The sequence below is a fragment of the Sphingomonas qilianensis genome (assembly GCF_039614825.1).
Taxonomy (GTDB): Bacteria; Pseudomonadota; Alphaproteobacteria; order Sphingomonadales; family Sphingomonadaceae; genus Sphingomonas; species Sphingomonas qilianensis.
In genome coordinates, this window is sequence record NZ_JBDIMF010000004.1 from 158,637 (window position 1) to 183,650 (window position 25,014).

General features: G+C 64.0%; 20 protein-coding genes and 2 pseudogenes. 15 read left to right on the forward strand and 7 right to left on the reverse strand.

The window, feature by feature from the left end:
* Positions 1-148 precede the first annotated feature (148 nt).
* Positions 149-3,172 carry a TonB-dependent receptor domain-containing protein gene (locus tag ABC969_RS10910; protein ID WP_345864912.1) on the reverse strand — a complete coding sequence of 1,008 codons (3,024 nt, stop codon included), beginning with the start codon at positions 3,170-3,172 and terminating at the stop codon, positions 149-151.
* A 550-nt stretch (positions 3,173-3,722) separates the two neighbouring features.
* The gene (locus ABC969_RS10915; protein ID WP_345864913.1) at positions 3,723-4,658 is read right to left on the reverse strand and encodes a LysR family transcriptional regulator; all 936 of its coding nucleotides are present in this window, start codon (positions 4,656-4,658) and stop codon (positions 3,723-3,725) included.
* A gap of 394 nt (positions 4,659-5,052) precedes the next feature.
* Here ABC969_RS10915 and ABC969_RS16500 point away from each other — a divergent pair, with 394 nt between their 5' ends.
* From ABC969_RS16500 to ABC969_RS10930, 4 genes and pseudogenes are all read left to right on the forward strand, one after another.
* Positions 5,053-5,127 (forward strand): DUF4113 domain-containing protein, encoded by a 75-nt coding sequence (locus tag ABC969_RS16500; RefSeq protein WP_465270215.1) that lies wholly within the window; start codon positions 5,053-5,055, stop codon positions 5,125-5,127.
* 66 nt (positions 5,128-5,193) lie between these two features.
* On the forward strand, positions 5,194-5,325 hold the full coding sequence (locus ABC969_RS10920) for a hypothetical protein (protein ID WP_345864914.1): 132 nt from the start codon (positions 5,194-5,196) through the stop codon (positions 5,323-5,325).
* A 382-nt stretch (positions 5,326-5,707) separates the two neighbouring features.
* Positions 5,708-6,058 (forward strand): annotated as a pseudogene (locus ABC969_RS10925) (YciI family protein); the annotation flags it as partial.
* Positions 6,059-6,180: 122 nt separating this feature from the next.
* Positions 6,181-7,449 carry an RNA polymerase sigma factor gene (locus tag ABC969_RS10930; RefSeq protein ID WP_345865158.1) on the forward strand — a complete coding sequence of 423 codons (1,269 nt, stop codon included), beginning with the start codon at positions 6,181-6,183 and terminating at the stop codon, positions 7,447-7,449.
* Positions 7,450-7,466: 17 nt separating this feature from the next.
* Here the strand turns inward: ABC969_RS10930 and ABC969_RS10935 are convergent.
* A pseudogene (locus ABC969_RS10935) lies at positions 7,467-8,243 on the reverse strand (transposase).
* Positions 8,244-8,720: 477 nt separating this feature from the next.
* On the opposite strand from ABC969_RS10935, the gene ABC969_RS10940 reads away from it, so the two are divergent.
* The 7 genes from ABC969_RS10940 to cobA all read left to right on the forward strand — a co-directional run bounded on the left by ABC969_RS10940 (position 8,721) and on the right by cobA (position 18,538).
* Positions 8,721-9,299 (forward strand): ANTAR domain-containing response regulator, encoded by a 579-nt coding sequence (locus ABC969_RS10940; protein WP_345864915.1) that lies wholly within the window; start codon positions 8,721-8,723, stop codon positions 9,297-9,299.
* A complete protein-coding gene (locus tag ABC969_RS10945; RefSeq protein ID WP_345864917.1) occupies positions 9,299-10,513 on the forward strand; it encodes a CmpA/NrtA family ABC transporter substrate-binding protein in 1,215 nt (404 codons plus the stop codon). Before ABC969_RS10940 ends, ABC969_RS10945 begins: the two co-directional genes overlap by 1 nt.
* A gap of 352 nt (positions 10,514-10,865) precedes the next feature.
* On the forward strand, positions 10,866-12,248 hold the full coding sequence (locus tag ABC969_RS10950; protein ID WP_345864918.1) for an MFS transporter: 1,383 nt from the start codon (positions 10,866-10,868) through the stop codon (positions 12,246-12,248).
* 40 nt (positions 12,249-12,288) lie between these two features.
* Positions 12,289-14,805, forward strand: a complete 2,517-nt coding sequence (nirB, locus tag ABC969_RS10955; RefSeq protein ID WP_345864920.1) for a nitrite reductase large subunit NirB — start codon at positions 12,289-12,291, stop codon at positions 14,803-14,805.
* Positions 14,802-15,140: a nitrite reductase small subunit NirD gene (gene nirD / locus ABC969_RS10960; RefSeq protein ID WP_345864921.1), complete on the forward strand. Its 339-nt coding sequence runs from the start codon at positions 14,802-14,804 to the stop codon at positions 15,138-15,140. The genes nirB and nirD overlap by 4 nt, the downstream gene beginning before the upstream one ends.
* A 10-nt stretch (positions 15,141-15,150) precedes the next feature.
* A complete protein-coding gene (locus tag ABC969_RS10965) occupies positions 15,151-17,763 on the forward strand; it encodes a molybdopterin-dependent oxidoreductase (RefSeq protein WP_345864923.1) in 2,613 nt (870 codons plus the stop codon).
* Entirely contained in the window at positions 17,753-18,538 is a 786-nt protein-coding gene (gene cobA, locus ABC969_RS10970; protein WP_345864925.1) for a uroporphyrinogen-III C-methyltransferase, read from the forward strand. Before ABC969_RS10965 ends, cobA begins: the two co-directional genes overlap by 11 nt.
* A 158-nt stretch (positions 18,539-18,696) precedes the next feature.
* On the opposite strand, the gene ABC969_RS10975 is transcribed toward cobA, so the two are convergent.
* On the reverse strand, positions 18,697-19,257 hold the full coding sequence (locus ABC969_RS10975; RefSeq protein WP_345864926.1) for a YkgJ family cysteine cluster protein: 561 nt from the start codon (positions 19,255-19,257) through the stop codon (positions 18,697-18,699).
* 56 nt (positions 19,258-19,313) lie between these two features.
* Positions 19,314-19,634 carry a hypothetical protein gene (locus ABC969_RS10980; protein WP_345865160.1) on the reverse strand — a complete coding sequence of 107 codons (321 nt, stop codon included), beginning with the start codon at positions 19,632-19,634 and terminating at the stop codon, positions 19,314-19,316.
* 159 nt (positions 19,635-19,793) lie between these two features.
* Here ABC969_RS10980 and ABC969_RS10985 point away from each other — a divergent pair, with 159 nt between their 5' ends.
* The 4 genes from ABC969_RS10985 (at position 19,794) to ABC969_RS11000 (ending at position 23,541) form a co-directional block, all read left to right on the forward strand.
* Positions 19,794-20,153, forward strand: coding sequence for a DUF4174 domain-containing protein (locus ABC969_RS10985; protein WP_345864928.1), 360 nt, complete (start codon positions 19,794-19,796; stop codon positions 20,151-20,153).
* 321 nt (positions 20,154-20,474) lie between these two features.
* Positions 20,475-20,759 (forward strand): hypothetical protein, encoded by a 285-nt coding sequence (locus tag ABC969_RS10990; RefSeq protein WP_345864930.1) that lies wholly within the window; start codon positions 20,475-20,477, stop codon positions 20,757-20,759.
* Positions 20,760-20,767: 8 nt separating this feature from the next.
* Positions 20,768-22,240 (forward strand): L,D-transpeptidase family protein, encoded by a 1,473-nt coding sequence (locus ABC969_RS10995; RefSeq protein ID WP_345864932.1) that lies wholly within the window; start codon positions 20,768-20,770, stop codon positions 22,238-22,240.
* Positions 22,237-23,541: a DUF2254 domain-containing protein gene (locus ABC969_RS11000; RefSeq protein ID WP_345864934.1), complete on the forward strand. Its 1,305-nt coding sequence runs from the start codon at positions 22,237-22,239 to the stop codon at positions 23,539-23,541. The genes ABC969_RS10995 and ABC969_RS11000 overlap by 4 nt, the downstream gene beginning before the upstream one ends.
* A 122-nt stretch (positions 23,542-23,663) precedes the next feature.
* Here ABC969_RS11000 and ABC969_RS11005 read toward each other — a convergent pair whose 3' ends face one another.
* Together ABC969_RS11005 and ABC969_RS11010 are read right to left on the reverse strand one after the other, a co-directional pair.
* Entirely contained in the window at positions 23,664-24,074 is a 411-nt protein-coding gene (locus ABC969_RS11005; protein WP_345864935.1) for a GFA family protein, read from the reverse strand.
* Positions 24,068-24,853 (reverse strand): PhzF family phenazine biosynthesis protein, encoded by a 786-nt coding sequence (locus ABC969_RS11010; protein ID WP_345864937.1) that lies wholly within the window; start codon positions 24,851-24,853, stop codon positions 24,068-24,070. The genes ABC969_RS11005 and ABC969_RS11010 overlap by 7 nt, the downstream gene beginning before the upstream one ends.
* Positions 24,854-25,014: the final 161 nt, after the last annotated feature.

Here is a 25,014-nt window from a genome sequence, read left to right on the forward strand (position 1 = left end):
CGCGGGGCACTCCATGCCACGCACGTCGCCAAGGCTGCTGTCTCGCTATCGATTTGTCGTCCCTCTGCTGATCATCTATCCATGCTCGTGTCACAGAACGCGTACTGCGTTGGTCATTCCCTGCAGATCAGCGCAGCCTGGCGGCGTCTTAAAGGTCGAAGCGCAGGCCGAGCCGGAATGACCGCCCGAGATAATCGTACATCGTCTGATTGATACCGAGATCGACGTTCGAGGTGTCCGACGGTCCCTTGCCCACCGGCGCCGGATCCTTGTTGAGCAGATTGGCGACGCGGAAGAACAATTGGCTTTTCACGCCCCCGACCGGCAGGTCGTACGCGAAATAGGTGTCGAGGTAGAATGCGCCATCGATGTGATTGTCGGCGATCGTGCGGTTGATCGTGTTGGATGCCGGGCAGCCGCTGGTGCACTCTACCCAATTGTTATTATACACCCCGGCGCTGACCCCGCGGCCGATGACCTGCAATGAGAAATTGTCGACCGCGTAACCGAGCGTCAGGCGATATGTCCAATTGGCCGGGCCGCCTCCGGCATTCTCCCCGACCACGTCGGTCGGCGCCTGCACGCCGTTCGCTTCCGATGCTTCCAGATAGTGCGTGGCGATGCCGCGGAAGTTCATCTTGCCCGGCAAGGCGGCCGCGATAGTGGACAGATCGAACTGATAGCTGGCCTCCAGATCGATGCCCCGTGCCCGGTTGGAGAGGAAGTTATACGGGCTGTTGGCGATCAAATATTCGCTGACGGTCGGGCCGGGGCCGGTACTACCAAATCCCGGGCTGCCATAAGCGATCGTGCCGGTCGGCGTGATTGCCCGGAGCCGCTGGCACAGATCGACATTGCCGGTGAAGCAGCGATCGACGATGTCCTGCGCCCCCAGCGTGCCGATCGCATCCTTGATCTTGATGTCATAATAATCGACCGACAGTCCAAGCCCCGGGATGAAGGACGGGCGATAGATCACGCCGAGGCCCCAGCTATCAGCCTTTTCCGGCTGCAGATCGAGATTGCCAGTCACCGTCTGCGTATAGCGCACGGCCTGGTTGTTCTGCCACGGATCACCGATCGAATTGGTGTTGCGGCTGCCGCCCTGGAACAGTTCCGACAGGTTGGGCGCGCGGATATCGCGCGACCGTGTGACGCGGAAACGGATGTCCTTGATCGGCTGCCAGCTCAGTCCAGCCTTCCACGTCACGACATTGCCGGATTCGCTGTAGTGCGTGTAGCGCGCGGCGCCGTTGAACTCGAACTTGAACGGGAGCGGCACCACCGTTTCGCCATAGCCCTCGGTCACGGTATAGGAGCCCCGGGTGGCGGTGAAATTGCCTGAATACCAGCCCGCGGCATATTCCGGCGGCACATAGCCCGAAATCTGCTCCTTGCGATGCTCGACGCCGAACGCGACGCCAATCGCATCGAGCCATGGATTCTGGATGTTGGTGCTGAAATTCACCGCCGCAACGTCTTGTTGCAGGCGGCGATCATCATAAGGCGTGCCCATGATATAGGCGACCGCCTCTGGGGAGTTTACTCCGATGCCCATGCGATTGAACGGCACACAGCCTTGGAACAGCGGATCGGCCAGCGCCGCCGCGGTGGGCCGGCAAACAATGTTGCCGCTGCCGTCGCGAATAGCGTCCTGTGCATAACCAAGCTTGACGCGGTTGGCGGCGACCAGCCCTTCCTTGGCGTTCATGATGCCGCGCTGGTAATAGGCATCCCATTTCCAGCCCGTATTGATCAAGTCGAACGAGCCTTCAAAGCCCAGCAGATACCGCTGCACATTGCGATCATAATGGCTTTCGCGCGTCGGGATATCCTGGTTCCAGGTGCCGAGCGTGAAGGTATACGCGCTGCTATTGGGGATCAGCGCGCGCAGCGCGGCAGGAATGAAGGCATTGTCGCCGCGGATCGTAACGTTGGCCTTGTCGGTATGATAGCCGCCCCAACTGATCTGATTGCTGCGGTTATAGGATAGCTCGGTATAGACTTGGAGGGTCTCCAGAATATCGAAGCTGAAGCGTCCAAAGACGCTGGATAGTTGCTCCTCCGGCTGGATCGACGTGCCATAATATTGCTGGCTGAGCTGATAATCGCCGCCCACCGTCCAAGGCAGGTTGTTGAGGCGATTGGCGCCGTAATCATAGCGGTTGACCGTGCCGCCCTGGCCGAAATACGTGCCCCGTAAACTAGCCCCGTTGGTGCCGATCGAGTTGCTCGTGATGATCCCGCCGCCCGTCGTCGTGTTCAGCCCGGATTGGCCGGCCGCGACATATTCGGGCTGGCCATTGCCAGCGACATGTCGCGGGTTCTGGATCAAATGCACCGCGCGGTCGGTCCATGGGCGGGAGCCCGCCCCGTAAACGCCGCCACGCCGGACGAGATTGCCGCTCAGCAAAGCGTGCCCGCGCCCCTCGGCGAAGGACAGGCCACCGGTCAGCGATACGCGCCAGGTCTGATCGTCGCCATAGGTGGTTTCGCCGTAGCTCGCTTCGCCCTTTAGCCCGGTATAAGTGCGATCGAGAATGAAGTTGACGACCCCGGCCACCGCATCCGACCCGTAGACCGAAGATGCGCCGCCGGTCACCACCTCGACGCTTTTCACCAGCCCCTGCGGGATCGTGTTGACGTCGACGGTGCCGCTGGCGAGTGATCCTACCGAACGATGCCCGTCCAACAGCACGAGCGTGCGCGCAGTGCCAAGGCTGCGCAGGTTTATGGTATTGATGCCGCCAGCGCCGCCGCTGAGATTGCGCTGCGTGTTGGACGGCGTCACGCTGCCCGAGACGGACGGAATCTGATTGACGAAATCCGCGATATTGGCCGGCGCGGCGGCCTGAATTTCCTGCAGGCCGATCACCGTCACGGGGGTCGGCTGATCATAACCGTTACGGGCAATACGCGAGCCGGTAACGGTAATTTCGGAGGAAGGGTCGTCGGGGGCTAGTTCCGGTGCCACGTCGGGAACGGGGGCAACCGCCGACGTTGGGGGTTCCGGGACGGTCTGCATCGGCTGCGTGTCCTGCGCATAAGCGCTGCTGCCGGTGAGCAGGGCGGCGCCGACCAGCGTCTTGAGCGTCAGCCCGGCAAGTGGTGCCCGTTTCTGCGCTACGGGGGCGCTTGCCGCAACCAGCGCTGGGTTGGACGTTTCGCGCATCAATCGCAAAACCATGTCACGTCGAGCGACGGATGGGCGTGCTTGAAGCATACTCGATTGTGTAAAGACGCGCATTCTAACTCCCCCGTTGCCGTAATCGCGTCATTCCATTTAGACGAGGCAATTACGCCTTCTGAACAAACGGATTTCCACGCAATATCAGCATGTTGAGCAGCGTCTCAGACTTCTCCCCTAGGCCTCTAGGGCTATCAGTTGGGCAGGTGCCGTCAAGACGGCTTTAGCGCCACTGCCATGCTTATGCTTGCGACGCCTATAACGTGACGGCATGGACCGCGCGCGGCCACGCTAATCATTAGCCGCGCGGCGCGGCCGGCGCGGCGTGAGCCGATAAATCGGCAGCAGATGCTTATGACAGATGGCGCGGGTGGTCACCGTCATTGGTGAGAGCAGATCTAAGGGCGAAACGAAACAGCGATCATGCTCACGGCTATCGTGCCGCGCGCTGCCGCCGGTCATGCGGCGTCAACCCGAGATCACAGGCTGATGCTGTGCCGTCGGCATCACCTACCTCCGGATAGCCTATCGATGCTCAATATGTACCCGCTGCCAGCGCCACAGTAGGCGCTGGATAGGGAGCGCTAACCCAGTCCGTTTGCGTCGCAATCATCTGCCGATTTAGGTCGATGAAGCTTTTAGCCAATCGGGTGAGCGGATTTGAGCCGAGATGCAGCACATTTAGTTCGAAGGTGACGGAAGGCGCCAGCGGGAGAAATATAAGACTGTCATCGACATATCCACGCGCGGTAAACTCGTCCACGATAGCGATGCCGGCACCTTGCCGCGCCATTGCAGCGGCAAGATATACCGAATGCACCAAGACCGCCGGCGTGATCATGGTGGCGATGACCGATGCCGCTAATCCGGCGATCGCGACGTCGGAACTGAGCCCGATTACTTGGTTTGCCGCCAGCATCTCGGCGCCGACCACGGTGTCGGCCTCCGGCAACAGACGACGATGGAAGAGCGCCCCGACGCGCCCATGCCCGATCACCGCCCCAGAAATCTCCGGATCCAGCAACAAGTGATGACCGATAACGAAATCGCATTCGCGCGAGGCCAGCGCCTCGCGAAAATCATTATGGTGAATTGCCGACACGTCGAACGTCACTCGCGGCATCCGCTGACGGAAACGGACGACGGCCTCCGGCACCAGGGAAAGGGCCAACGACGGCAACACGGCCATGCGAATATGCCCTTCCGAAGTTGTTCGCAGGTTGCGAGCCGCGCGCTGGAAGGTGTCGATCCTAGCATGTAGATCTGCCGCCTCGCGGAACAGGATATGAGCTTCTTCAGTCGGGGCAAGTCGTCCGCGTACTAGTCGAAATAGGGCGAAACCGAGCTTCGTCTCCGCATGCTTGACGATCTTGCTGACCGATGGTTGCGAGACGTTGAGCAGGCGCGACGCGCCGCTGATGGAGCCTACCGAATAGACTGCATGAAATACCTGAATTTGCCGGAGATTCATCGCGCCCCCTTATTCGTCGCCCACCTCATCCTCTCGCGATTCGTTTTTATTATGACAGAACGATAACACCAGTAGTGGCCCTGCCAACGGTCAATTCCGATTGGGGGAATGAATCCTTTCAGCGATGCTATTTGGTGACACCACGAGCAGCGATGCGAAAGCCAGGCCACGTTAGGCCGCCAAGAGGCGGATAGCGTTGTAGAATGTCCAGTCGGGGTCCCGCGGGGGTAAACTCGCCGAGGAACAGGACACCCTAATTTGCCCGCACGACCCTGGGTTGTTGTCATGGGCGGGAAACTCCGGCGCGCAACGTTGAGCGTCCGCTACTGCGGGCGTAATCAATGGCGGTTGGTAAGTGGACCGCCGTCACGGCGTCGCAAGGCTTCCGGCGCGAATGAAGCTCCGGTCGGAGATGCGCTCGCCAGCGTGGACGACAAGCATAGCAGAGGTGCCGACGGTTCGGGCTTGATAGAGACCCAGAACACGGAGCGTGTAGCGGCTCGAAACTGTTATCAACTGCAATGAAGGAGTAAATATGCCCGAGCCGAAGACGCCAGCGGAGACTGCTTATCTGGAAAAAATCATCGAGCGCGCCATGTGGGCCGTCGTTCGCGCCGGCGCGATCGACGACGACGCCCCGGGCGGCATTATCGATTTGCCCTATTGACGGGTTGTGCAGCGTTATCAGCACGCTGGCGGTACAGAGCGGCACTTACGCAACCCCGCGTGACATGCCGAGAAACCGACTTCAAGTACGCTGAGCTTTTGTCGGAACCGAAAGCTCATTCAGTCGCGACGAATAGCGTCGATGCCCTTACTTGGCCTTGCGCCATATCCGCCAACATTGCCTGTTGCGGATCGACCGTAGTACTGTAGATTTCGCGACTTAGATTAAAACTAGCGCAGTTCGGGTCCACTGTACCGTTGCGGCGCCTTGGGGCTGATCGTCTGGTGAAGTAAATTTTCTACCGCGAGAATGTCGAATCCGGACTGCCTCGTTCGTTGCTGTAGTGGCCGGACGACAGTGGCGGCTCACAAGGAGAGTAATGATGCGTGTGATGGTGTTTGTGAAGGCGACCGAGGATAGCGAGGAAGGTATGAAGCCCTCGCCCGAGCTCAGCCAGATGTTCGTGGACATGGGCAAGTTCAACGAGGAGCTCGTGAATGCCGGCGTCATGGTCGCTGGTGATGGGCTCCGGCCCTCGTCGCAGGGGAAGCGCGTTGCATTCGACGGTCCGCGCCGCACGGTAATCGACGGGCCTTTCGCCGAAACGCGTGAGCTCGTGTCAGGCTATTGGCTTTGGGAGGTCAGGGACATGGAGGAGGCGGTCGAGTGGGTGAAGCGCTGTCCAAACCCGATGTTCGGTCCGAGCGAGATCGAAATCCGCCCGCTTTATGAGGCCGAGGACTTCGTCGATATCATCCCCGCCGTAGCCGCCGCGATCCACGACGGCGTGGGTGACAAGCTGGCGAACCGCTGATGCGCTTGCCCCCCGCCATCAAGATCGCATAACTCTTGTATATGGCGGCCGACGCAATTCAGCGTGCGATCGAAACGGTTTTCAGGATCGAACGGCCGCGCTTGATCGCAAGCCTCGCCCGAATGACCGGCAACGTCGATCAAGCCGAGGAGCTGGCGCAAGAAGCGTTGGTAATCGCCCTTGCGGAGTGGCCTGTGCGCGGCGTTCCACGCGCTCCCGGCGCTTGGCTCACCACCGTGGCTAAGCGCCGCGGCATCGACGCGATACGACACCAGCGGATGCGGGACCGAAAGCATGCTGACATGGCGCGCGGCCTTGGCAACACGCGATTCTCCCTCGGCGAGCAGATCGAGGCGGCGGTAGATGACGATATCGAAGACGAGTTGCTCGCACTGATCTTTACGGCCTGCCACCCGATTATTCCGCCCGATGCACGCGTCGCGCTCACCTTGCGGCTTATCGGTGGACTGACCACGCAAGAGATCGCGCGCGCCTTTCTCTCGACGGAGTCGACGATCGCGCAGCGGATCGTGCGCGCCAAGAAGGCATTAGGCAAAGCGGCTCTCGCGTTCGAGGTACCGCACGGCACCGAACGCACGCGTCGGCTGACGTCGGTACTTGAGGTGGTCTATTTGATCTTTAACGAAGGCTATGCTGCCACGGCGGGCGATGAATTGGTGCGGCCGGTGCTTTGCGCCGAAGCGCAGCGGCTGGGACGAATTTTAGCCGGCCTGCTGCCCGACGAACCCAAGGTGCTCGGGCTCCTTGCTCTAATGGAGTTGCAGGCCTCGCGCCTCGCGGCGCGAACGGGGCCGACGGGAACATTCGTGCCGGTCACCGAGCAGAACCGCGCACGTTGGGACCGGCTGCTCATCCGGCGCGGCATGAAGGCGCTCGCCCGGGCTGAATCGCTGGGCGGTGCCGATGGTCGCTACGCCCTTCAGGCAGCCCTTGCTGCATGCCACGCACGAGTGCTGAGGGCCGAAAATATCGACTGGCGGCGTATCGCTGCCCTTTATGATCGGTTGAGGGAGGCGACCCCCTCGCCGATCGTTGATCTCAACCGCGCGGTTGCTCACGGGATGGCCTTCGGTCCGGAAGCAGGCCTGCAGCTTATCGAGAAAATTGCCGACGTGGCGGTCTTGCGCAACTATCCGCCCCTGCCCGCGGTGCGCGGCGATCTACTCTTCCGAGCGGGTCGTCGATCGGAAGCCCGCCCGCACTTCGAGGCTGCGGCGCGATTGACCCGTAATACCCGGGAGGCAGCGCTCCTACTCACCAAGGCGCGCGTGCGAGGGGTAGAGCTGTAGCCTGGATTATGATCCATCTACGTTGAAGCGTAGCGCGAGTTTCTGAGGTAGTTGGCGCATTCCTGGGGCGGGAAGGCGTCGAGCAAGGTGCCGATGCGCTTCCAGGTTGTATCGACAGAGCGCTCGGCGGCCTTTCGGAGCAAAGTTTTGAGCTTGGCGAAGACCTGTTCGATCGGGTTCAGGTCGGGGCTGTAGGGCGGCAGGAACAGCAGATGGGCACCGGCGCGTCGGATCGCCGCGCGCCCCGCCGGGCCTTTGTGGCTGCCCAGATTATTCATGATGACGATGTCGCCGGGGCTGAACGTCGGCACCAGGAACTGTGCGACATAGGCGGTGAAGCTCGCACCGTTGATCGGACCGTCGAGCACCAGCGGGGCGTCGATCCGGTCGTGGCGCAGTGCGGCCACGAAGGTCAGCGTGCGCCAATGGCCTGCGGCACCTTGTCGACGAGCTGGTGCCCGCGCGCGGTGATGCCGCTCTCGCGCACGATCCGCCAGACCGAGCTATAGCTCGTCACCACGCCGCGCGCGCCCAGCTCCACCACCAACGCGTGCAACGTCAGGTCGGGAACCGCCGCCAGCTGCCGCAGCCAGTCGCGTTCAGCGGCCAGCGAGCGTGGCTGCTGCCGACCCATTGGTCGCGCCGCAGCCGTCCCCGTCGCACGCAAACGCTGCGACCATTTTACCGCGCTCGCAACGCTTACCCCGAACAATGCCGCCGTCTCCCGGCAGCTGCGCCCCGACACCTCCGATGCCGCTACACGCTCGAAGATCATTCGGATAGGCCTGCACCATATTCCTCCCTGCTTACCCCGCACAGTGGATCACAAATGCTCGGCGGTGAGAATCCTCTCGATGCAAGCCGGACGATTCAGACTCTAGTTAGCTGGTGCGAGATCCGGAACGACTTCCGGATGTTCAGGCTCGACCGGACGATCGCGCTTTCTCTTACGGGAAAGCGGTTCAGGCCGGTTCCGGAACGCTCGCTTGCGGAATGTTTACGCCAATATGAGACGCAGTTCGGCCCGCAGATCTGAACGAGACTAGCGCCACATCAGATGTCCAGAGCCGCTACTTGCTTCCCTAATTTCGGACATTTATTCGCCTGAAGGTACGTGCGCGAGGCGAAACTTTTGACGGGCAGGTGGCAAAATGTTGAAAGCCCATGGTGTCAGGCAATTCGTCATCCGGTCACGGTACTTGGCGTCCGATCCGGAGGAAGCCCCTGGAAGCGCCCTCGCAATCGAGACCGGTGCCGCCTAGGATCGGACTATGCGGATCGCCATCATCGACACCAGCACGACGCGCGCGGCAATTATTTCCGAAGGGCTCCGCGAGGCCGGACTCGATGATATCGTCGTGATCGACAGCACAGCGGGGATGGTGGCCGCACTCGAGAAGGCAGCGCCCGAAGTGGTGCTGATCAACCTCGAAAATCCGAGCCGCGACGTGCTCGAAGAGTTTTTCGCGGTGTCGCGCGCGCTGGCGCGGCCGATCGCGATGTTCGTTGACCAAAGCGACACGGAATCCACCGCCGCCGCGGTCGATGCGGGCGTCTCGGCCTATATCGTCGACGGGCTCGCCAAGCAGCGGATCAAGCCGGTCATCGACCTCGCGATCCGCCGGTTTCAGGCCTTCGCGCGGTTGCAGGCCGAACTGCACGAGGCCCGCAGCGCGCTCGCCGATCGCACGACGGTCGACCGCGCCAAGGCGATCCTGATGAAACGCCGGGGCATCGACGAGCCGACCGCCTACGGCCTGCTCCGCGCACAGGCGATGCGATCCAACCGCCGTATCGCCGAAATCGCCGATGCGATCATCACCAGCGACGCGCTCATGGGAGATATCTGATGGCGCTCGACCGGATCCGCATCGGCTTCCTGCCGCTGGTCGATGCCGCGTTGCCGATCCTCGCGCGCGAACGCGGGTTCGCCGAGGCCGAGGGGCTGGAGATCGAACTGGTTCGCGACATGACCTGGGCGACGGTGCGCGATCGGCTGCTTTACGGTCATACCGATGCGGCGCACATGGTCGCGCCGCTCGCGATCGCGACTGCGCTGGGGCGCGGGCGGCCGGCGGTGCCGATGGCGGTACCGTTCGTGCTGGGGCTGAACGGCAACGCGATCACGCTGTCGCTGCCGCTCGCCGCACAGGTGCTGGACGGCGATGCGCTCGGCGACCCGGTGGTGCTCGGCGCGCGGCTGAAGACGGTTGCGCTGGCGCGGGCCTCGGCGGGGCGGCGGCTGCGGTTCGGTGTGGTGCATCGCTATTCGAGCCACAATTACATGCTGCGCTACTGGCTGGCCGCGGTCGGCATCCGCCCCGATACCGATGTCGAGATCGTGACGACCAGCCCGACCTTCGCCGCCGATGCGCTGGCGGCGGGCGAAGTCGACGGCATCTGTGTCGGCGAACCGTGGAACGGCGTCGCGGTCGATCGCGGGGTCGGGCGGATCGCTTTGGTCACGGCGCAGATTTGGCAACGCGGCGTCGAGAAGGTGCTGGCAATGCGCGCCGCGACGCTGGTCGATCGCGGCGACGTCGTCCACCGGCTGATCCGCGCGCTTCACGCCGCCGCTGCGCAGTTCGTCGACCCCACGACTCTCGATGCGAATGCAGCGATTTTGTCACGGTCGGACTATCTCGATGCGCCGGTCGATGCGGTGGGGCGCGCGATCGGCGACCGGGTGCGGCTCGTACAGGATGCCACGCCGATCCACGTCCCCGACTTCATGTTCCAGTACCGCGAGGCGGCGAACTTCCCGTGGCGCAGCCAAGCGGCGTGGCTCTATTCGCAGATGCTGCGCTGGGACGGCATGCCGTTCTCGGTCGAGGAGGCGGACGTCGCGCAAGGGGTGTTCCGCCCGGACGTGTATCGCGCCGCGCTGGCAGGCTCGGACGCGCCGTTGCCGAATGCGAGTTCGAAGCTGGAGGGCGCGATCGGTGCGGACGGTATCGGCGCGGGATCGACGCAGGGGCGATTGATTCTTGGGCGGGATGCGTTCTTCGACCGGCGGGCGTTCGATCCGGAAGATATCGAGGGGTATCTGGCCGGGTTGCCGTAAAGTCCGCCCCGGTTTTCCTGCGAACGCAGGAACCCAGGGTCAAGCAGGATCACGGCGGATGGCGCTCGATACCCTTGGGCTCCTGCGTTCGCAGGAGAACAGGTTAGTGAACCCCGACCCAAATCTGCTGCACCTGCGAAATGGCGCTTGCGCGATGGGGCCAGTTCGGTCATCTTCGCAACGTCCGGCAAGGGAGTCGGGCACGAAATCATCGCGAGACCGGTTCCAACGATGGGGCCTGACCGCGTAGGGCGATCCACCGATCGTCCATAGGCAACGAAGCCGCTCCGATGCGTCCGCAAGGTCGCTGTCGGGGCGGCTTTTTCTTTGTCCGTCGCAGATGGGGAAAATCATGCTGTTCGCATCACCGGGTATCGACGCCACCGCGCCAAAGGCCACACGGATCGACCTGTTCAGCGTCGCCACGCCGCAGATGCGTGCGTTTCACGTCACCTGGCTGGCTTTCTTCGTCTGCTTCTTCGCGTGGTTCGCCGCCGCGCCGTTGATGCCGCTGATCAAGGCCGAGTTCGGCCTCGACAAGGATCAGATCGCCAACATCAACATCGCCGCGGTCGCGGTGACGATTCTGGTGCGGCTGATCGTCGGCCCGCTCTGCGACCGGTTCGGGCCGCGGCGTACCTATAGCTGGCTGCTGCTGCTCGGCGCGGTTCCGGTGTTCGGGCTGGCGTTTGCGCAGACATACGAGACGTTCCTGTTCTTCCGCCTCGCGATCGGCGCGATCGGCGCGTCGTTCGTCATCACGCAATATCACACGAGCGTGATGTTCGCGCCCAACGTCGTCGGTACCGCCAACGCGACCGTCGGCGGTTGGGGCAATGCCGGCGGTGGTGCGGCGCAGAGCCTGATGCCGCTGGTCGTCGCGGCGATGATTGGCCTTGGGGTCGAACACGCGTTCGGATGGCGGGCGGCGATGTTCGTGCCGGGCGTCGCGATGGTGGTTATGGCGTTGGTCTACGCGCGCTATACGCAGGACACGCCGCAGGGCGACATCGTCGACCTCCGCGCCGCGGGCATCGCCGTCGACGGCGGCAAGGCGACCGGCGTGGCGATCCTGCGCCGCGCCGCCGCCAACTACCGGACCTGGATGCTCGCCGCGACCTATGGCGCTTGCTTCGGCGTGGAGATCTTCATCCACAACATCGCGGCCAGCTATTATGTCGACCGGTTCGGCCTTTCGCTGACCGACGCCGGGCTGGCCGCAGGGATCTTCGGCGGCCTCGCGCTGTTCGCCCGTGCGCTCGGCGGGATCGCGAGCGACCGGATCGCGCTCGTGAAGGGCCTCGATGGCCGCGCGCTGCTGTTGTTCGCGCTGATGCTCGGCGAGGGCATCGGGCTGGTGCTGTTCGGGCATGCCGGCAGCATCACGCTCGCGATCCTGGCGATGACGATCTTCGGGCTGTTCACGCACATGGCGTGCGGCGCGACCTATGCGCTGGTGCCGTTCATCGACCGCAAGGCGTTGGGCGGCGTCGCCGGGATCATCGGCGCCGGCGGCAATATCGGCGCGGTCGCGGCTGGGTTCCTCAACAAGGCCTCGGCCAGCCCGCAGCAATGCCTCGTGATGCTCGGCTACATCGTCGCGGGCACCGCCGTCTGCGCGCTGGCGGTCCGCTTTTCCGCCACGCACAAATCGGACGAGCGCGCGCTGCTCGACGCCGCGCTCGACGCACGCCGCACCAGCGATCGCGCGGTGAACGGCGCGATCCCCGCCTGATGCCCCCCCTTCCCCGGCTCCAACGCGACTGGACGACATGATGGAACACCAAACCCCCTCCCCCGACACTCCCTTTTCCAAAAGGCGCGAACACCTCGTCGTGATCGGCAACGGCATGGCCGGCTGTCGCGCGGTCGAGGAACTGATCGCGCGCGACCCGACCCGCTACCGCGTGACGATCTTCGGCGCCGAGCCGCATGTGAACTACAACCGGATCATGCTGTCGCCGGTGCTGGCGGGCGAGAAGACGTTCGAGCAGATCGTCATCAACGACCATGCCTGGTATGCGACCAACACGATCACGCTGGTGACGAGCGACCCGGTGCAGGCGATAGACCGCACCGCGAAGACCGTCACGGCGCGGTCGGGCCTGACGGTGTCTTACGACAGGCTGCTGATCGCGACCGGCTCCGATCCGTTCATCATCCCCGTTCCCGGCAAGGACCTGCCCGGCGTCATCTCGTTCCGCGACATGGCGGACGTCGATCACATGCTGGAGGCGGCCGAAGCCGGTAAGTCCAAGGGGGGCGGCGCGGCGGTCGTCATCGGCGGCGGCCTGCTCGGGCTGGAGGCCGCGCACGGCCTCACGCTCCGCGGCATGAAGGTGACGGTGATCCACCTGATGCCGACGCTGATGGAACGCCAGCTCGACGAGGCGGCAGGCTGGTTGCTCAAGTCGGCGCTGGAGGCGCGCGGCCAGACCATCCTCACTGAGGCGAACACGGCGGAGATCGTCGGCGACACCCATGTCGAGGGCGTGCTGCTCAAGGACGGTACGCTGATCCCCGCGAGCCTCGTCGTGATGGCGGTCGGAATCCGCCCGTCGGTTGCGCTCGCGCGCGATGCCGGGTTGGAGATCGGTCGCGGGATCAAAGTCGATGACCATATGGTCACCAGCGACCCGTCGATCCTCGCGGTCGGCGAATGCGTCGAACATGACGGCAATGTCTACGGCCTCGTCGCACCGCTATGGGACATGTGCCGCGCGCTCGCCGATGGCCTGACCGACAGTCACAGCGGTTATCGCGGATCGGTGACCTCGACCAAGTTGAAGGTCGCCGGGCTCGACGTGTTCTCGGCGGGCGATTTCTCGGGTGGCGGGGCGTGCGAGGACATCGTCCTGCGCGATGCGTCGCGCGGCATATACAAGCGCGTCGTGGTGAAGGACGACCGGATCGTCGGCGCGGTGCTGTACGGCGACACGACCGATGGCGGCTGGTATTTCGACCTGCTCAAACGCGGCGAGGATATCGCCCCCATCCGCGACATGCTGATCTTCGGCCAAGCCTTCGCCTCGGGAGGGGCGCAAGCGGACCCTAAGGCGGCCGTTGCGGCGCTCTCCGACGATGCGGAGATCTGCGGCTGCAACGGCGTCACCAAGGGACAGGTGGTGGCGTGCATCGGCGCCGGCAATGCGACGCTCGATGCGGTCCGCGCGACCTGCAAGGCGTCGGCGTCGTGCGGATCGTGCACCGGGCTGGTCGAGACGCTGCTCGCGGTCACGCTCGGCGACGACTATTCGGGCGAACGCACCGTCAAGACGATGTGCAAATGCACCAGCTTCGGCCACGACGACGTCCGCCGCGAGATCGTCGCGCAGGGCATGCGCTCGATCCCGGAAGTCATGCAGAAGATGAGCTGGTCGACGCCCGACGGCTGCTCGTCGTGCCGCCCTGCGCTGAATTACTATCTGCTCTGCGCGCTGCCGGGCGATTACAAGGACGACCAGCAGAGCCGCTACGTCAACGAACGGCTGCACGCCAACATCCAGAAGGACGGCACCTATTCGGTCGTGCCGCGGATGTGGGGCGGGCTTACCAACCCGCGTGAGCTTCGCGCGATCGCCGACGTCGTCGAGAAATACGATGCGCCGATGGTCAAGGTGACCGGCGGCCAGCGGCTCGACATCTTCGGCATCAAGAAGGAGGATCTGCCCGCGGTCTGGGCCGATCTCAACGCCGCCGGGATGGTCAGCGGCCACGCCTACGGCAAGAGCTTGCGTACCGTGAAGACGTGCGTCGGCTCCGACTGGTGCCGGTTCGGGACGCAGGATTCGACCGGGCTCGGCGTCAAGGTTGAGCGGATGACCTGGGGCTCGTGGATGCCGCACAAGTTCAAGATCGCGGTCAGCGGCTGTCCGCGCAACTGCGCCGAGGCGACGATCAAGGATTTCGGCGTGGTCTGCGTCGACAGCGGCTACGAGTTGTCGGTCGGCGGCAATGGCGGGATCAAGGTCCGCGCGACCGACTTCCTGTGCAAGGTCGCGACCGAGGAGGAAGCGATGCACTATTGCGCCGCCTTCATCCAATTGTACCGCGAAGAAGCACGCTATCTGGAACGCACCGCGCCGTGGATCGAACGGATCGGGGTGGAGTATATCCGCGAACGGATCGCCGATGATCCCGCCGGCCGCGAGGCGCTGGCGGCTCGGTTCCTGTTTTCGCAGCAGTTCACGCAGGACGATCCGTGGGCGGCGCGCGCCGCGGGCGAACATCGCGAACAGCACGCGCCGATGGCGCGCTTCACCCCCATCGACAACACGCGAGAAATGGCATGATCGGCGAATGGCTCGATATCGGCTGGGTCGATGAGATTCCGGTGCGCGGCAGCCGCACGGTGCAAGTCACCGGGGGCGACGACATCGCGGTGTTCCGCACCGGCGAGGGCAAGGTCTTCGCACTGGCCGATCGTTGCCCGCACAAGGGCGGACGGCTCAGCCAAGGCATCGTCCATGGCGGTGCCGTCGCCTGCCCGCTGCACAATTGGCGGATCGCGCTCGATACCGGCGAAGCGCTGGGCGAGGACAAGGGTTGCACGCCGGTGATCCCGGTTAAGGTGAGCGGTGGACGCGTGCTGCTGTGCCGGGCGAGCACGATGGCGGCGGCGGCGTGAAGGTGCCCCGGTGAGCACCTCGGTCCGCACCACCTGCGCGTATTGCGGCGTCGGCTGCGGCATCCTGGCGACACCGACCGGCGCGCGCAGCGCATCGATCGCGGGCGATCCGGATCACCCCGCCAATCGCGGCAAGCTGTGCTCCAAGGGTACGCACCTCGGCGAGACGATCGGGCTCGAGGGGCGCCTGCTCACGCCGATGATCGGCCAGCGCCGCGCGAGCTGGGACAAGGCGCTCGACCTCGTCGCGCGGCGCTTTCGCGACACGATCGCGCAGCACGGGCCGGGCAGCGTCGCCTTCTACGTGTCGGGCCAGTTGCTGACCGAGGATTATTACGTCGCCAACAAGCTGATGAAGGGCTTTATCGGCTCGGCCAATATCGACACCAATTCGCGGCTGTGCATGGCGAGCGCGGTGGCCGGGCACAATCGCGCGTTCGGCGAGGATATCGTGGCCGCCAGCTATGACGATCTCGACGCCGCCGATCTGATCGTGCTGGTAGGATCGAACACCGCCTGGTGCCACCCGATCGTCTATCAGCGGATCCGCGCGCGCTGCGCGGCCGGCGCCAAATTGGTGGTGATCGACCCGCGCCGCACCGAAACCGCGGACGAGGCCGATCTGCATCTGGCGATCCGCCCGGGCACCGACGTCGCGCTGATGAACGGGTTGCTCGCCTGGTGCCGCGAGGCGGGCGTGATCGACGACGTTTATTTGGCAGCGCACGTCGCGACGCCGGAGAATTTCTGGGACCGGGTTGGAGAGGGAAGCGACCTGTGGTCGGTGGCGCGCATCTGCGATGTGCCGCCGCAAGACCTCAGGCGCTTTTTCGAATTGTTCGCCGCGCATCCGCGCACCGTGACGATGTTCAGCCAGGGGGTGAACCAGTCGCTCTCGGGCACCGATCAGGTCAACGCGATCACCAATCTCCACCTCGCCACCGGGCGCATCGGCAAGCCGGGTGCGGCGCCTTTCTCGATCACCGGCCAGCCCAATGCGATGGGCGGGCGCGAGGTGGGCGGGCTCGCCTCCAGCCTGGCCGCGCATATGGATTTCACGCCAGACAATATCGCGCGCGTCGGGCGCTTCTGGGCCGCGCCCAACATGGCGACCAAGGCGGGGCTGAAGGCGGTCGATCTGTTCCGCGAGCTCGGCCATGGCCGGATCAAGGCGATCTGGGTGATGGCGACCAACCCGGCAGTGTCGATGCCCGATGCCGGCCGGGTGCGCGAGGCGCTGGCGGCGTGCCCGTTCGTCGTCGTCTCCGACGTGATCGCTGAGACCGATACCTCGCTCCACGCGCATGTCCGCCTGCCCGCCACCGCCTGGGGCGAGAAAGACGGCACCGTGACCAATTCGGACCGCACGGTCAGCCGCCAGCGCGCTTTCCTCCCGCCACCGGGCGAGGCGCAACCCGATTGGTGGATCGTCACCCAGGTCGCGCGGCGGATGGGGTGGAAGACCGCCTTTGCCTATGACCGCGCTGCCGATATCTGGCGCGAGCATTGCCGCCTGTCGACCTATGAAAATGGCGGCGCGGGATCCCCCGGCGGGCGCCTGTTCGCGCTGCCCGGGCATGCGGCGGCGGGCAATGCCGCCTATGACGCGATGGCGCCGTTTCGCTGGGGCGGGGCGCCGTTTGCCGATGGCCGCTTTCCGACCGCCGATGGCCGCGCGCGCCTTGTCTCGGTGGCGCAGAAGCCGGTCGCCGCCCCGCTCGCCAACTGGCCGATGACGCTCAACACCGGTCGCTACCGCGATCATTGGCACAGCATGACGCGCACCGGCCTGTCGCCCAAGCTGGCGCGCCACCGCGAAGAACCGCTGGTCGAAATCCATCCCGACGATGCCGCGCGGCTGGGCATCGTGGATCGCGGCCTCGCGCGCGTAATCACGCCACAGGGCGACAGCGTGTTTCGCGCGAGCGTGGTGGCCACGCAGCGCGCCGGCGACCTGTTCGTGCCGATCCACTGGACCGACCACACGGCGCGCGGCGGCCGCGCCGGGCTGCTGCCCCGCCCGCTTGCCGATTCCGTTTCCGGCCAGCCGGGGTTCAAGCTGACCCCGGCGCGGATCGAGCCCGTCGCCAGCGCCTGGCGCGGCTTCGCCGTCATGCGCGGCGAACTGGCTACCATGCCCGACTGTTTGTGGGCGACGCGCGTCGCCGTGCCCTGCGGCACCGCCTGGGACCTTGCCGGGGACGGTGATCCCGCCGGGCTGGAGACATTGTTGCCAAAGGGCCAGCGGATCGAGGCGATCGATGCCGCGCGCGGCAGCCGCCGCATCGCCATCCTGAGCGGCGGCCGGCTCGCCGCGGCGCTATTCGTCGCCCGCGACGGCGCCCTGCCGCCGCGCGACTGGTTGGTCGCGCAGCTCAGCGAAGCGGTCGCCGCGCCCACCCTGCTCGCCGGGCGCGCGCCCGGCGTACAGGTCGATCGCGGGCCGATCGTGTGCGCCTGTTTCGATGTCGGCCTGAAGACCATCCTCAGCGCGATCGCCGACCAGCATCTGGCCGACGTCGCCGCGATCGGCACCGCACTCGGCGCCGGCAGCAATTGCGGATCATGCCGCCCTGCCCTCGCCAAACTCCTCGCCAGCGAAGGATCGATCCATGCCGCATGATTTCCCGCCGGGATCGGTCTGGCTGGTCGGCGCGGGGCCGGGCGATCCCGACCTGCTGACGCGCAAGGCCGAGCGGCTGCTGGCCGACGCCGACATGGTCTTTTACGATGCGCTCGTCGGCCCGGCGATCCTCGCGCTGGTGCCGCGCGGCACGGAGCTGGTCGCCGTGGGCAAGCGCTCTGGCCGCCATTCGAAGGATCAGGGTTCGATCAACGATCTGCTTGCCGCCGCCGCGCTGGGCGGCAAGCGCGTCGTGCGCCTCAAGGGTGGCGATCCCTCGATTTTCGGGCGTTCGACGGAAGAGATCGCGCATCTTACCACCCGGGGCATTGCGGTTCAGATATGTCCGGGCGTTACCACCGCCAGCGCTGCCGCCGCTTCGGCCGGTGCATCCCTGACTCTCCGTGGACTTGCGCGCAAACTGACCTTCGTCACTGCCCACGCCCGCGCCGGCGAAGCGCTCGACCTCGACTGGGTCGCCCTCGCCACCGCCGATGCGACGCTCGCTATCTATATGGGTCGCGCGGCGGCGGCCGAAATAGCATGCCAGTTGATCGCCGCCGGTCGCGCGCCCGATACGCCGGTCATGGTCGCCGTGAATGTGTCTCTCCCCGCCGAGCGCATCGTGCGCGGCAGGCTTTCAGCGCTTGCCTTCCTGGTCGAGACGATCAGTGATAGCGATCCATCACTGCTCCTAATTGGCGAGGCGATCGCGCCCGTTGAGCGCGGTCGGGTGGCCGTGCCGGCCAGGACCGTTTGCGAAGGTGGAAACTGAGACGCCGTAGCGCCATCTGCGCTTGGATCGCCCCGGCTCACGGCTCACACGCCGCTCTCTGCGCCCTTCAGCGTGCGCCTTACCAGCCAGCTTAATGCGTCTCCAGCACGACACTGTCGCATTGAAGGGGCGGGAAGGACACGCGCCACAGCGCCTAGCTAGCCGTTTGACGCGAATATGCTGTAGCGCTCGCGCCAGGCGTCCACCTCGTCCCGCAAATATGCTGGTGCGGGATCTCCTGAGATCACAAGGCGGGCCACGTCATCTTCAGGATGCAGCAACATCTTCTTTGATCCGTCGCTGAACCAGACGGGGACTAGCTGATTGCACAGACTGTCGAGTATTGCAGCAGCCATCCCGTTCTGTATCGCCTTGCTGCCTGCGAGCGCACGGACGTTGACTGAAACGGCTTCGAAGCAGTTCTGCGGCGCGGGCACGAAATTCAGCGATACGAGGAGACCAGACCGATCCGGGCGGGCGGCATCCGGCAACGTCGCCACTCGTCGCCAGGCGCAGAACCAGGTCCGGCAGATGCGCGGCCGTACGGCATGTATACGGCACCCGTCGGCGGATAGGTTGGCGCACTGCGTTCCCGCAGGTTTGGAAAAACCCGGCGTATCCACCGTGAGCACAGAGCAGCACGCCGTGCACTCGCCACAGTCTCGATTAGCGAGGACCGGTCCCAATAAGATGGTTTCCAAGTCAGGCTCGGTTTGCATCGGCGTCGCGTGCCTCTACCCCGTCTGAAAAACAAGGGGGCGACGCCGATCCAACATCAGTTTCCCTCAGCGTCTACCGAGAAGACCATCGGCTTGCCGCGCGACACCGGCTCCCACCCCGCCATTAGCGCTGCTCGCACCCCGCGGGAAACGGTTGCGTCGTCGAGTTGAAGACGCCCCCGCAGCAATCCCTTCAAGAGGCGCTTGGGCGCCGGGAATTCTAAGAGCGCCTCACGTTGAGCATCTCGCTGTAGCAGCGCAACGGTCATGCCTTTCCAGCCATCGTCATCCGACCATTGCGGTTCGCGCTGGAGGTGCCAATCGTACATGAGGCCATCGACATCAACAGAGCCGGTATTGCTGCGGGATTTTGACATGCCGGCAGCCGTAGCATGCAGATCGTGCCAAGCCACGCGTTCATCGTTGATCGCAAGGCCAATGCCGGGCGCGCAGCGCCGCGACCAGACGAAACGATGAGAAGCGCCGCGCGTTGTTGATCAATGATCTCGCTAACTCTGCTTATGACCGCGTCGTTAATGACCGCGCCTTCCACGACCATCTCTACGATGAAATGGGAGAAGCGCGTGTTGCTCGTTAGCGTGCCCAATGCAAACGACCCTTTGCTGAACGACCAGCGTCGCATCATCGCTCGTTGGAGGTCCGGCGCGGAAGAGCGCGATCTTGCCATCGTCGAGATCGTAGGGGACAAAGTGATAGGAGCGATCGATCCGGCGGCCTCGCTCCGCCGGCGCTACGTGCTGCCTCGCGCCGGTTTCACAATCGTGCTGATCCGCAAGGATGGTAGCGCCAAGCTGCGCGGAACACGGCCAATTTCTGCCGCCATGCTGAGGACGACAATCGACGCGATGCGGATGCGTCTCAGCGACAGGCGCTAGCAACCTTAGCACTGCGGCGACTGGACCTTGCGGACTTTGCCGGCCGCTTACGAAATCATCTCTAGGCATTCGTTCTGCTTCGGCGCGAACGCGCTTGGCGCAAACTCCGGTCGGGACCCATTCGTCTAAGCGAGTGCAGGACGGACAGCGGAACAATGCGGCGCTCGCGCCGTTAATTTATCACAACCGGAGCTGGCCGCAGCGCCGCAGTCAGCGCGCTGGGATCGTATCGTCAGCGCTGGCTCGCGCCGGCAACATCTCGCGCAGATTTTAGGCTGTCGCCAAGGGCGGACGCCCCAACATGCATCAAAAGGATTTGATATGAAGACGAACCTCACCATCGGCGCGGCGCTCTTTGCCGTCGCGCTTGCAGGTTGTAACCAAAGCCCCGCCGACAAGCTCGCCGATCGAGTGGAAAACGCTGCGGACGTTCGTGCCGACGCGATGGAAAACCGGGCTGACACGCTGAAGGCCCGCGCCGAACAGGTCCGCGATACCGGCGAAGAGCGGGCCGATGCGATCTCGGCTGCCGATCGCAACGTTGCGGCCATGTCCGAGGAACGGCGCGATGCCGTCGTTGCCAATGAAGCGCCGGCCGTCCGCTAATATTGCCCATGCCGAGCACCATTAGCCAGCAGGGTATGATGCGCGATCGCCTGTGGTTGATTGCCGTGTTGCTGACCGCCGTCGTCGTACCGATCTTTGCTCCGTCAAGGGCGGCTGTCGCCGCCGTCCCGCAAGACGCCAGCGTGTGGAACGCCGCGTCAGTTGCGGCGCTGCAAACGGCGCTCGCTGACCGTGCGCACCATGGCCTTGATCATATCGACTTTCTACCGGCGGGAAATAACCCGCCTGACGCAGCGCTCAACGACGCCGCTTTACGATATGCTCGGGCCTTGGCGCACGGCGTGATCGATCCGGCGACGTTACACGATCCGTTTACGCTGGCGCGGGCTGAGAGCGATTTAGAACCCGCGCTCCACGCAGCGCTGTCTCGCGGCACGTTGCTTGAGTGGCTCTCCAGCCTGGCGCCATACGATGCGGAATATGAGCAGCTTTCTCTTTCCTATCGACAGGTCGCCGCGCAGCCCAATACAGCGGAGGCGCTGATCGGTGCGGGGCTGCTCAATGTGGGCGGGGCGGACGCGCGCCTGCCTGCGATCATCGCGCAGCTCATCCGGCGCGGCCTGTTGCCGGGGGATTACCCGGGGCAACCCGCGTCCCCTGGCGACCGTCCGCTGCGATACACTGAGCAAATCGCCGACGCGGTCAAGGCGCTGCAAACCGAATTCGGCCTTGCCGCGGACGGGGTCATCGGGCCCGACACGCTAGGCATCCTAAATCGGGGCGCCAGCGATCGGGCACGGGCGCTGGCCGTTGCGCTCGAACGGCGTCGCTGGCTTTCGCGCAAACCGCCGGCGACGCGGATCGACGTCAATACCGCTGCCGCGCTGTTATACTATTATCGCGACGACACGCTGGTCGATACGCGCCGGGTGGTGGTGGGCAAGACCGGTACCGAGACGCCGCCGCTTCAGTCACCGATCTATCGGCTCGTCGCCAACCCTACTTGGACCGTCCCCAAATCAATTCAGAACGGCGAACTCGCCAATGTTGGTGCGGATTATTTCGAAAGTCACAATATGGCGCTTCGCGGGGGCTGGATCGTTCAGGGATCAGGTCCTGACAACGCGCTCGGCTTGGTCAAGTTCGACATGTACAACCAGCATGCCATATACCTGCACGACACTTCGGCGCCGGAGTTGTTTGATCGCAGCCAGCGGCATCGCAGCCACGGCTGCGTCCGTGTCGAGGATGCTTTGGGCTTTGCCCAGCTCCTGGCCGAAGATCAGGGCATCACCGAAGCGTGGCAAGCCGCGCGAGCGGACGGCGGGCAACAGTTCGTCGCGCTGACCAAGCCGATCCCAGTTCGGCTCCTTTATCATAACGCTTTCGTCGGCGATGATGGACGGTTGGCGTATCGCACCGATCCCTATGGCTGGAACGGCCCGATCGCCCAGAAGCTGGGTTTGCCGGCGCGGGTCGAGCCGCATTCGCAGCAAGATGAGGGGGATCTCGCGCCATGAACGCCCGCGTCGGTCAGGCCAGCGGCATGAGTTCGCGCTGGTCATGGCTGGTCCGCCTGCTGTTCCGTCGCATCTGGTTGCGCGCTGCCTTGTTTAGCCTGTGTTCGGTCGGGCTGGCACTGCTGGCAGCGGTCTTAGCGCCCTATATCCCCTATGATATCAGCACCAAGATCGGCTCGGACGCAGTCGACAACATACTCGGCATTCTCGCCTCGTCGATGCTGGCGGTAACCACTTTCTCGCTGACCGCGATGGTCTCGGCGTTCGCGGGCTCCGCTAGCACGCTTTCGCCGCGCGCCACGCAACTGTTGGTTGAGGATTCGACCGCCCAAAATGCACTGTCGACTTTCCTCGGCGCGTTTCTCTTCTCGATCGTTGGCATTTGCGCGCTGTCGACGGGCATCTATGGCAAGTCGGGTCGCGTCATTCTGTTCATCGGCACGATCATCGTCATTGCGATCATCGTCATCACCTTGCTGCGCTGGATCGGGCATTTGTCCAATTTCGGCCGCGTCGGCAATACGATCGATCGCGTCGAAAAGGTCACCACGGCGGCCATCGATCGCTCCGGCTATGCGCTAGGTGTTGCATCCGTCGACCGCGTTGCCTCTATCGGTGGTCATGTCGTATTTCCGGAGCAGATCGGCTATGTCACCCATATTGATGTGACGGCGCTCGAGGCGGTTGCGTCGCGCCTGGGCTGCGCGATCGAGGTGCAGGTAATGCCGGGAGCATTCGTGACGACGACGCGTGCAATCGCTTGGCTGGAGCGCCGAGCGGTCGAAGGCGACGCCGATATTCGCGCCGCTTTCACGTTCGATCATCACCGTCTATTCGATCATGATCCCCGGCTTGGGCTCATCGTGCTGTCGGAGATCGCCGCGCGCGCGCTTTCGCCTGCCGTCAACGATCCGGGGACCGCGATCGCCGTGCTCGGATCCGGCGTGCGGGTGATAACCGCGATGGTCGATCAGGAGCGCCCTGCTGCGGCAGGTAGCGATCTTGTCCAACTGCCCCGATTGGCGATCGGCGATCTGCTCGACGATCTGTTTCGCCCCATCGCCCGCGATGGCGCCGGTATTGTCGAAGTCGCGATCAAGCTGCAACGCTCGCTCGCCGAAATCGCGGCTGTCACGCCGCAGGCGTATGGCTTGCTGGCGCTACGCGCCGCCGACGCGCTCGCGCGCTGCGAGGCGGCAATGCCGTCCAAAGCGGATTTGGAGGCTGTGCGATCCACCCATCGCGCCTGGTGGGGGAAGGATATCCGATCCGCCACGAGCCAATGTGCCGGCGAAGCATGACGACATATAGCCAGGTGCCGCAGAACCTTGTCCCCGATCTCTGACCGGCGGCACTGGCATTGTAAGAGCACCCTTTGAGATCAACGTTGGGCAGCATCTGCCGTATTCGGCGCATGCGATGGCTACGCGACCTGCGCCGAGAAGCGCGGCCCCGGCCATTCTTGACGCGGCCTATCGCCGACCAAGGTCATGCCGGCTCCTTCTGTCGCGCGCACCGGAAGCGATGCTGCATCACAACCGTCGAGACAGAAGATGTTCACCCCGTAGTGATCCGGGGCGGCGCGTTTGCGGTGGAAAACGTAAATGCCACAGCGGGTGCAGAAGTGGTGCTTTGCGCGCCGGCTGTTCCACTCGTACACCGCCAGGCAATCTTCACCGGCGTCGATCCGCAAGGCTGCTTCTGGCACCTTGGCCATCAGCGCGTGACGTTTCACACAAAGGGAGCAATCGCAGGTCGTCAGTTCGACGAGATCATACGTCACGGTGAAGCGCACGGCACCGCAATGGCAGGATCCAGCATGCGTGCTTACCATCGAGCGATTCCCTCCAGATAGAAAACGCACTCCCCCTGCAGTTCGACACGGTCGCCCAGAAGGCGGCAGCGCAATTCGCCACCTCGTGCCGATGTCTGAAAGGCGTAAATTTCATTCTTGCCGAGACGTTCTGCCCAATACGGCGTCAGCGCACAATGAGCGCCTCCGGTCGCTGGGTCTTCCGGAATGCCCTTCGCGGGAGCAAAATACCGGCTTACGCAATCATTTTCGCCATCGCCGGGCGCTGTCACGATCACACCCGCGCACGCCATGCTCTGGATCGCGCGCAAATCAGGCGACAGACAGCGCACATCGTCCGCGCTCGCGAGCACGGCAATGATGTTGAAGCCGTCCCACGCTGTTTCCTCGACCGGGACGCCGAGCACGTCCGCGAGATTTTCCGGTGGCTTCATTGGCTCGCACTGACGCGCCGGAAAATCCATGAGATAGCCGCGTTCCGCGCGACGAACGGTTAGCGGGCCGCTCGCGGAATGAAACACTACAGACTCGCGGTCAGTCTCCAAACGCTCCAGCACCACGGCCGCGCTGGCTAAGGTTGCGTGTCCACAGAGCGGCACCTCTACGGTCGGCGTGAACCATCTGATCCGAAAGTCGCCGCCTTCCGCAACCAGAAAGGCTGTCTCAGCCAAATTATTCTCGTTGGCCAATGCCTGACAAACGCCATCGTCCGGGTAACTTTCGAACAGCATCACCGCGGCCGGATTGCCGGCAAAAGACCGCGAGCTAAACGCATCGAGTTGAAATATGCGTGCTTCCATGTGGACACGCTAGCCGTAACGACCTCCGCATTCCAGCGCATGCCGGTCGTCGCGCTCGATTGTCGCAATTCGCTACGCTACGACTTTCCGATGTCACGCGAGATTTACATGGAAACTGGTGGTGTTCTACCTTGAACCTACAGCCTTCGTGTTATCGATTA

What these genes read in the sequence shown, in the direction of transcription:
- ABC969_RS10950 (WP_345864918.1), top strand. Translation starts at nt 10,866, where the DNA reads ATGCTGTTCGCATCACCGGGTATCGACGCCACCGCGCCAAAGGCCACA.
- nirD (WP_345864921.1), top strand. Translation starts at nt 14,802, where the DNA reads ATGATCGGCGAATGGCTCGATATCGGCTGGGTCGATGAGATTCCGGTG.
- ABC969_RS10920 (WP_345864914.1), top strand. Translation starts at nt 5,194, where the DNA reads ATGCCCGAGCCGAAGACGCCAGCGGAGACTGCTTATCTGGAAAAAATC.
- ABC969_RS11010 (WP_345864937.1), bottom strand. Translation starts at nt 24,853, where the DNA reads ATGGAAGCACGCATATTTCAACTCGATGCGTTTAGCTCGCGGTCTTTT.
- ABC969_RS11000 (WP_345864934.1), top strand. Translation starts at nt 22,237, where the DNA reads ATGAACGCCCGCGTCGGTCAGGCCAGCGGCATGAGTTCGCGCTGGTCA.
- ABC969_RS10930 (WP_345865158.1), top strand. Translation starts at nt 6,181, where the DNA reads ATGGCGGCCGACGCAATTCAGCGTGCGATCGAAACGGTTTTCAGGATC.
- nirB (WP_345864920.1), top strand. Translation starts at nt 12,289, where the DNA reads ATGGAACACCAAACCCCCTCCCCCGACACTCCCTTTTCCAAAAGGCGC.
- ABC969_RS10985 (WP_345864928.1), top strand. Translation starts at nt 19,794, where the DNA reads ATGACCGCGCCTTCCACGACCATCTCTACGATGAAATGGGAGAAGCGC.
- ABC969_RS10915 (WP_345864913.1), bottom strand. Translation starts at nt 4,658, where the DNA reads ATGAATCTCCGGCAAATTCAGGTATTTCATGCAGTCTATTCGGTAGGC.
- ABC969_RS11005 (WP_345864935.1), bottom strand. Translation starts at nt 24,074, where the DNA reads ATGGTAAGCACGCATGCTGGATCCTGCCATTGCGGTGCCGTGCGCTTC.
- ABC969_RS10995 (WP_345864932.1), top strand. Translation starts at nt 20,768, where the DNA reads ATGCCGAGCACCATTAGCCAGCAGGGTATGATGCGCGATCGCCTGTGG.
- ABC969_RS10975 (WP_345864926.1), bottom strand. Translation starts at nt 19,257, where the DNA reads ATGCAAACCGAGCCTGACTTGGAAACCATCTTATTGGGACCGGTCCTC.
- ABC969_RS10980 (WP_345865160.1), bottom strand. Translation starts at nt 19,634, where the DNA reads ATGTCAAAATCCCGCAGCAATACCGGCTCTGTTGATGTCGATGGCCTC.
- ABC969_RS10910 (WP_345864912.1), bottom strand. Translation starts at nt 3,172, where the DNA reads ATGCGCGAAACGTCCAACCCAGCGCTGGTTGCGGCAAGCGCCCCCGTA.
- cobA (WP_345864925.1), top strand. Translation starts at nt 17,753, where the DNA reads ATGCCGCATGATTTCCCGCCGGGATCGGTCTGGCTGGTCGGCGCGGGG.
- ABC969_RS10945 (WP_345864917.1), top strand. Translation starts at nt 9,299, where the DNA reads ATGGCGCTCGACCGGATCCGCATCGGCTTCCTGCCGCTGGTCGATGCC.
- ABC969_RS10990 (WP_345864930.1), top strand. Translation starts at nt 20,475, where the DNA reads ATGAAGACGAACCTCACCATCGGCGCGGCGCTCTTTGCCGTCGCGCTT.
- ABC969_RS10940 (WP_345864915.1), top strand. Translation starts at nt 8,721, where the DNA reads ATGCGGATCGCCATCATCGACACCAGCACGACGCGCGCGGCAATTATT.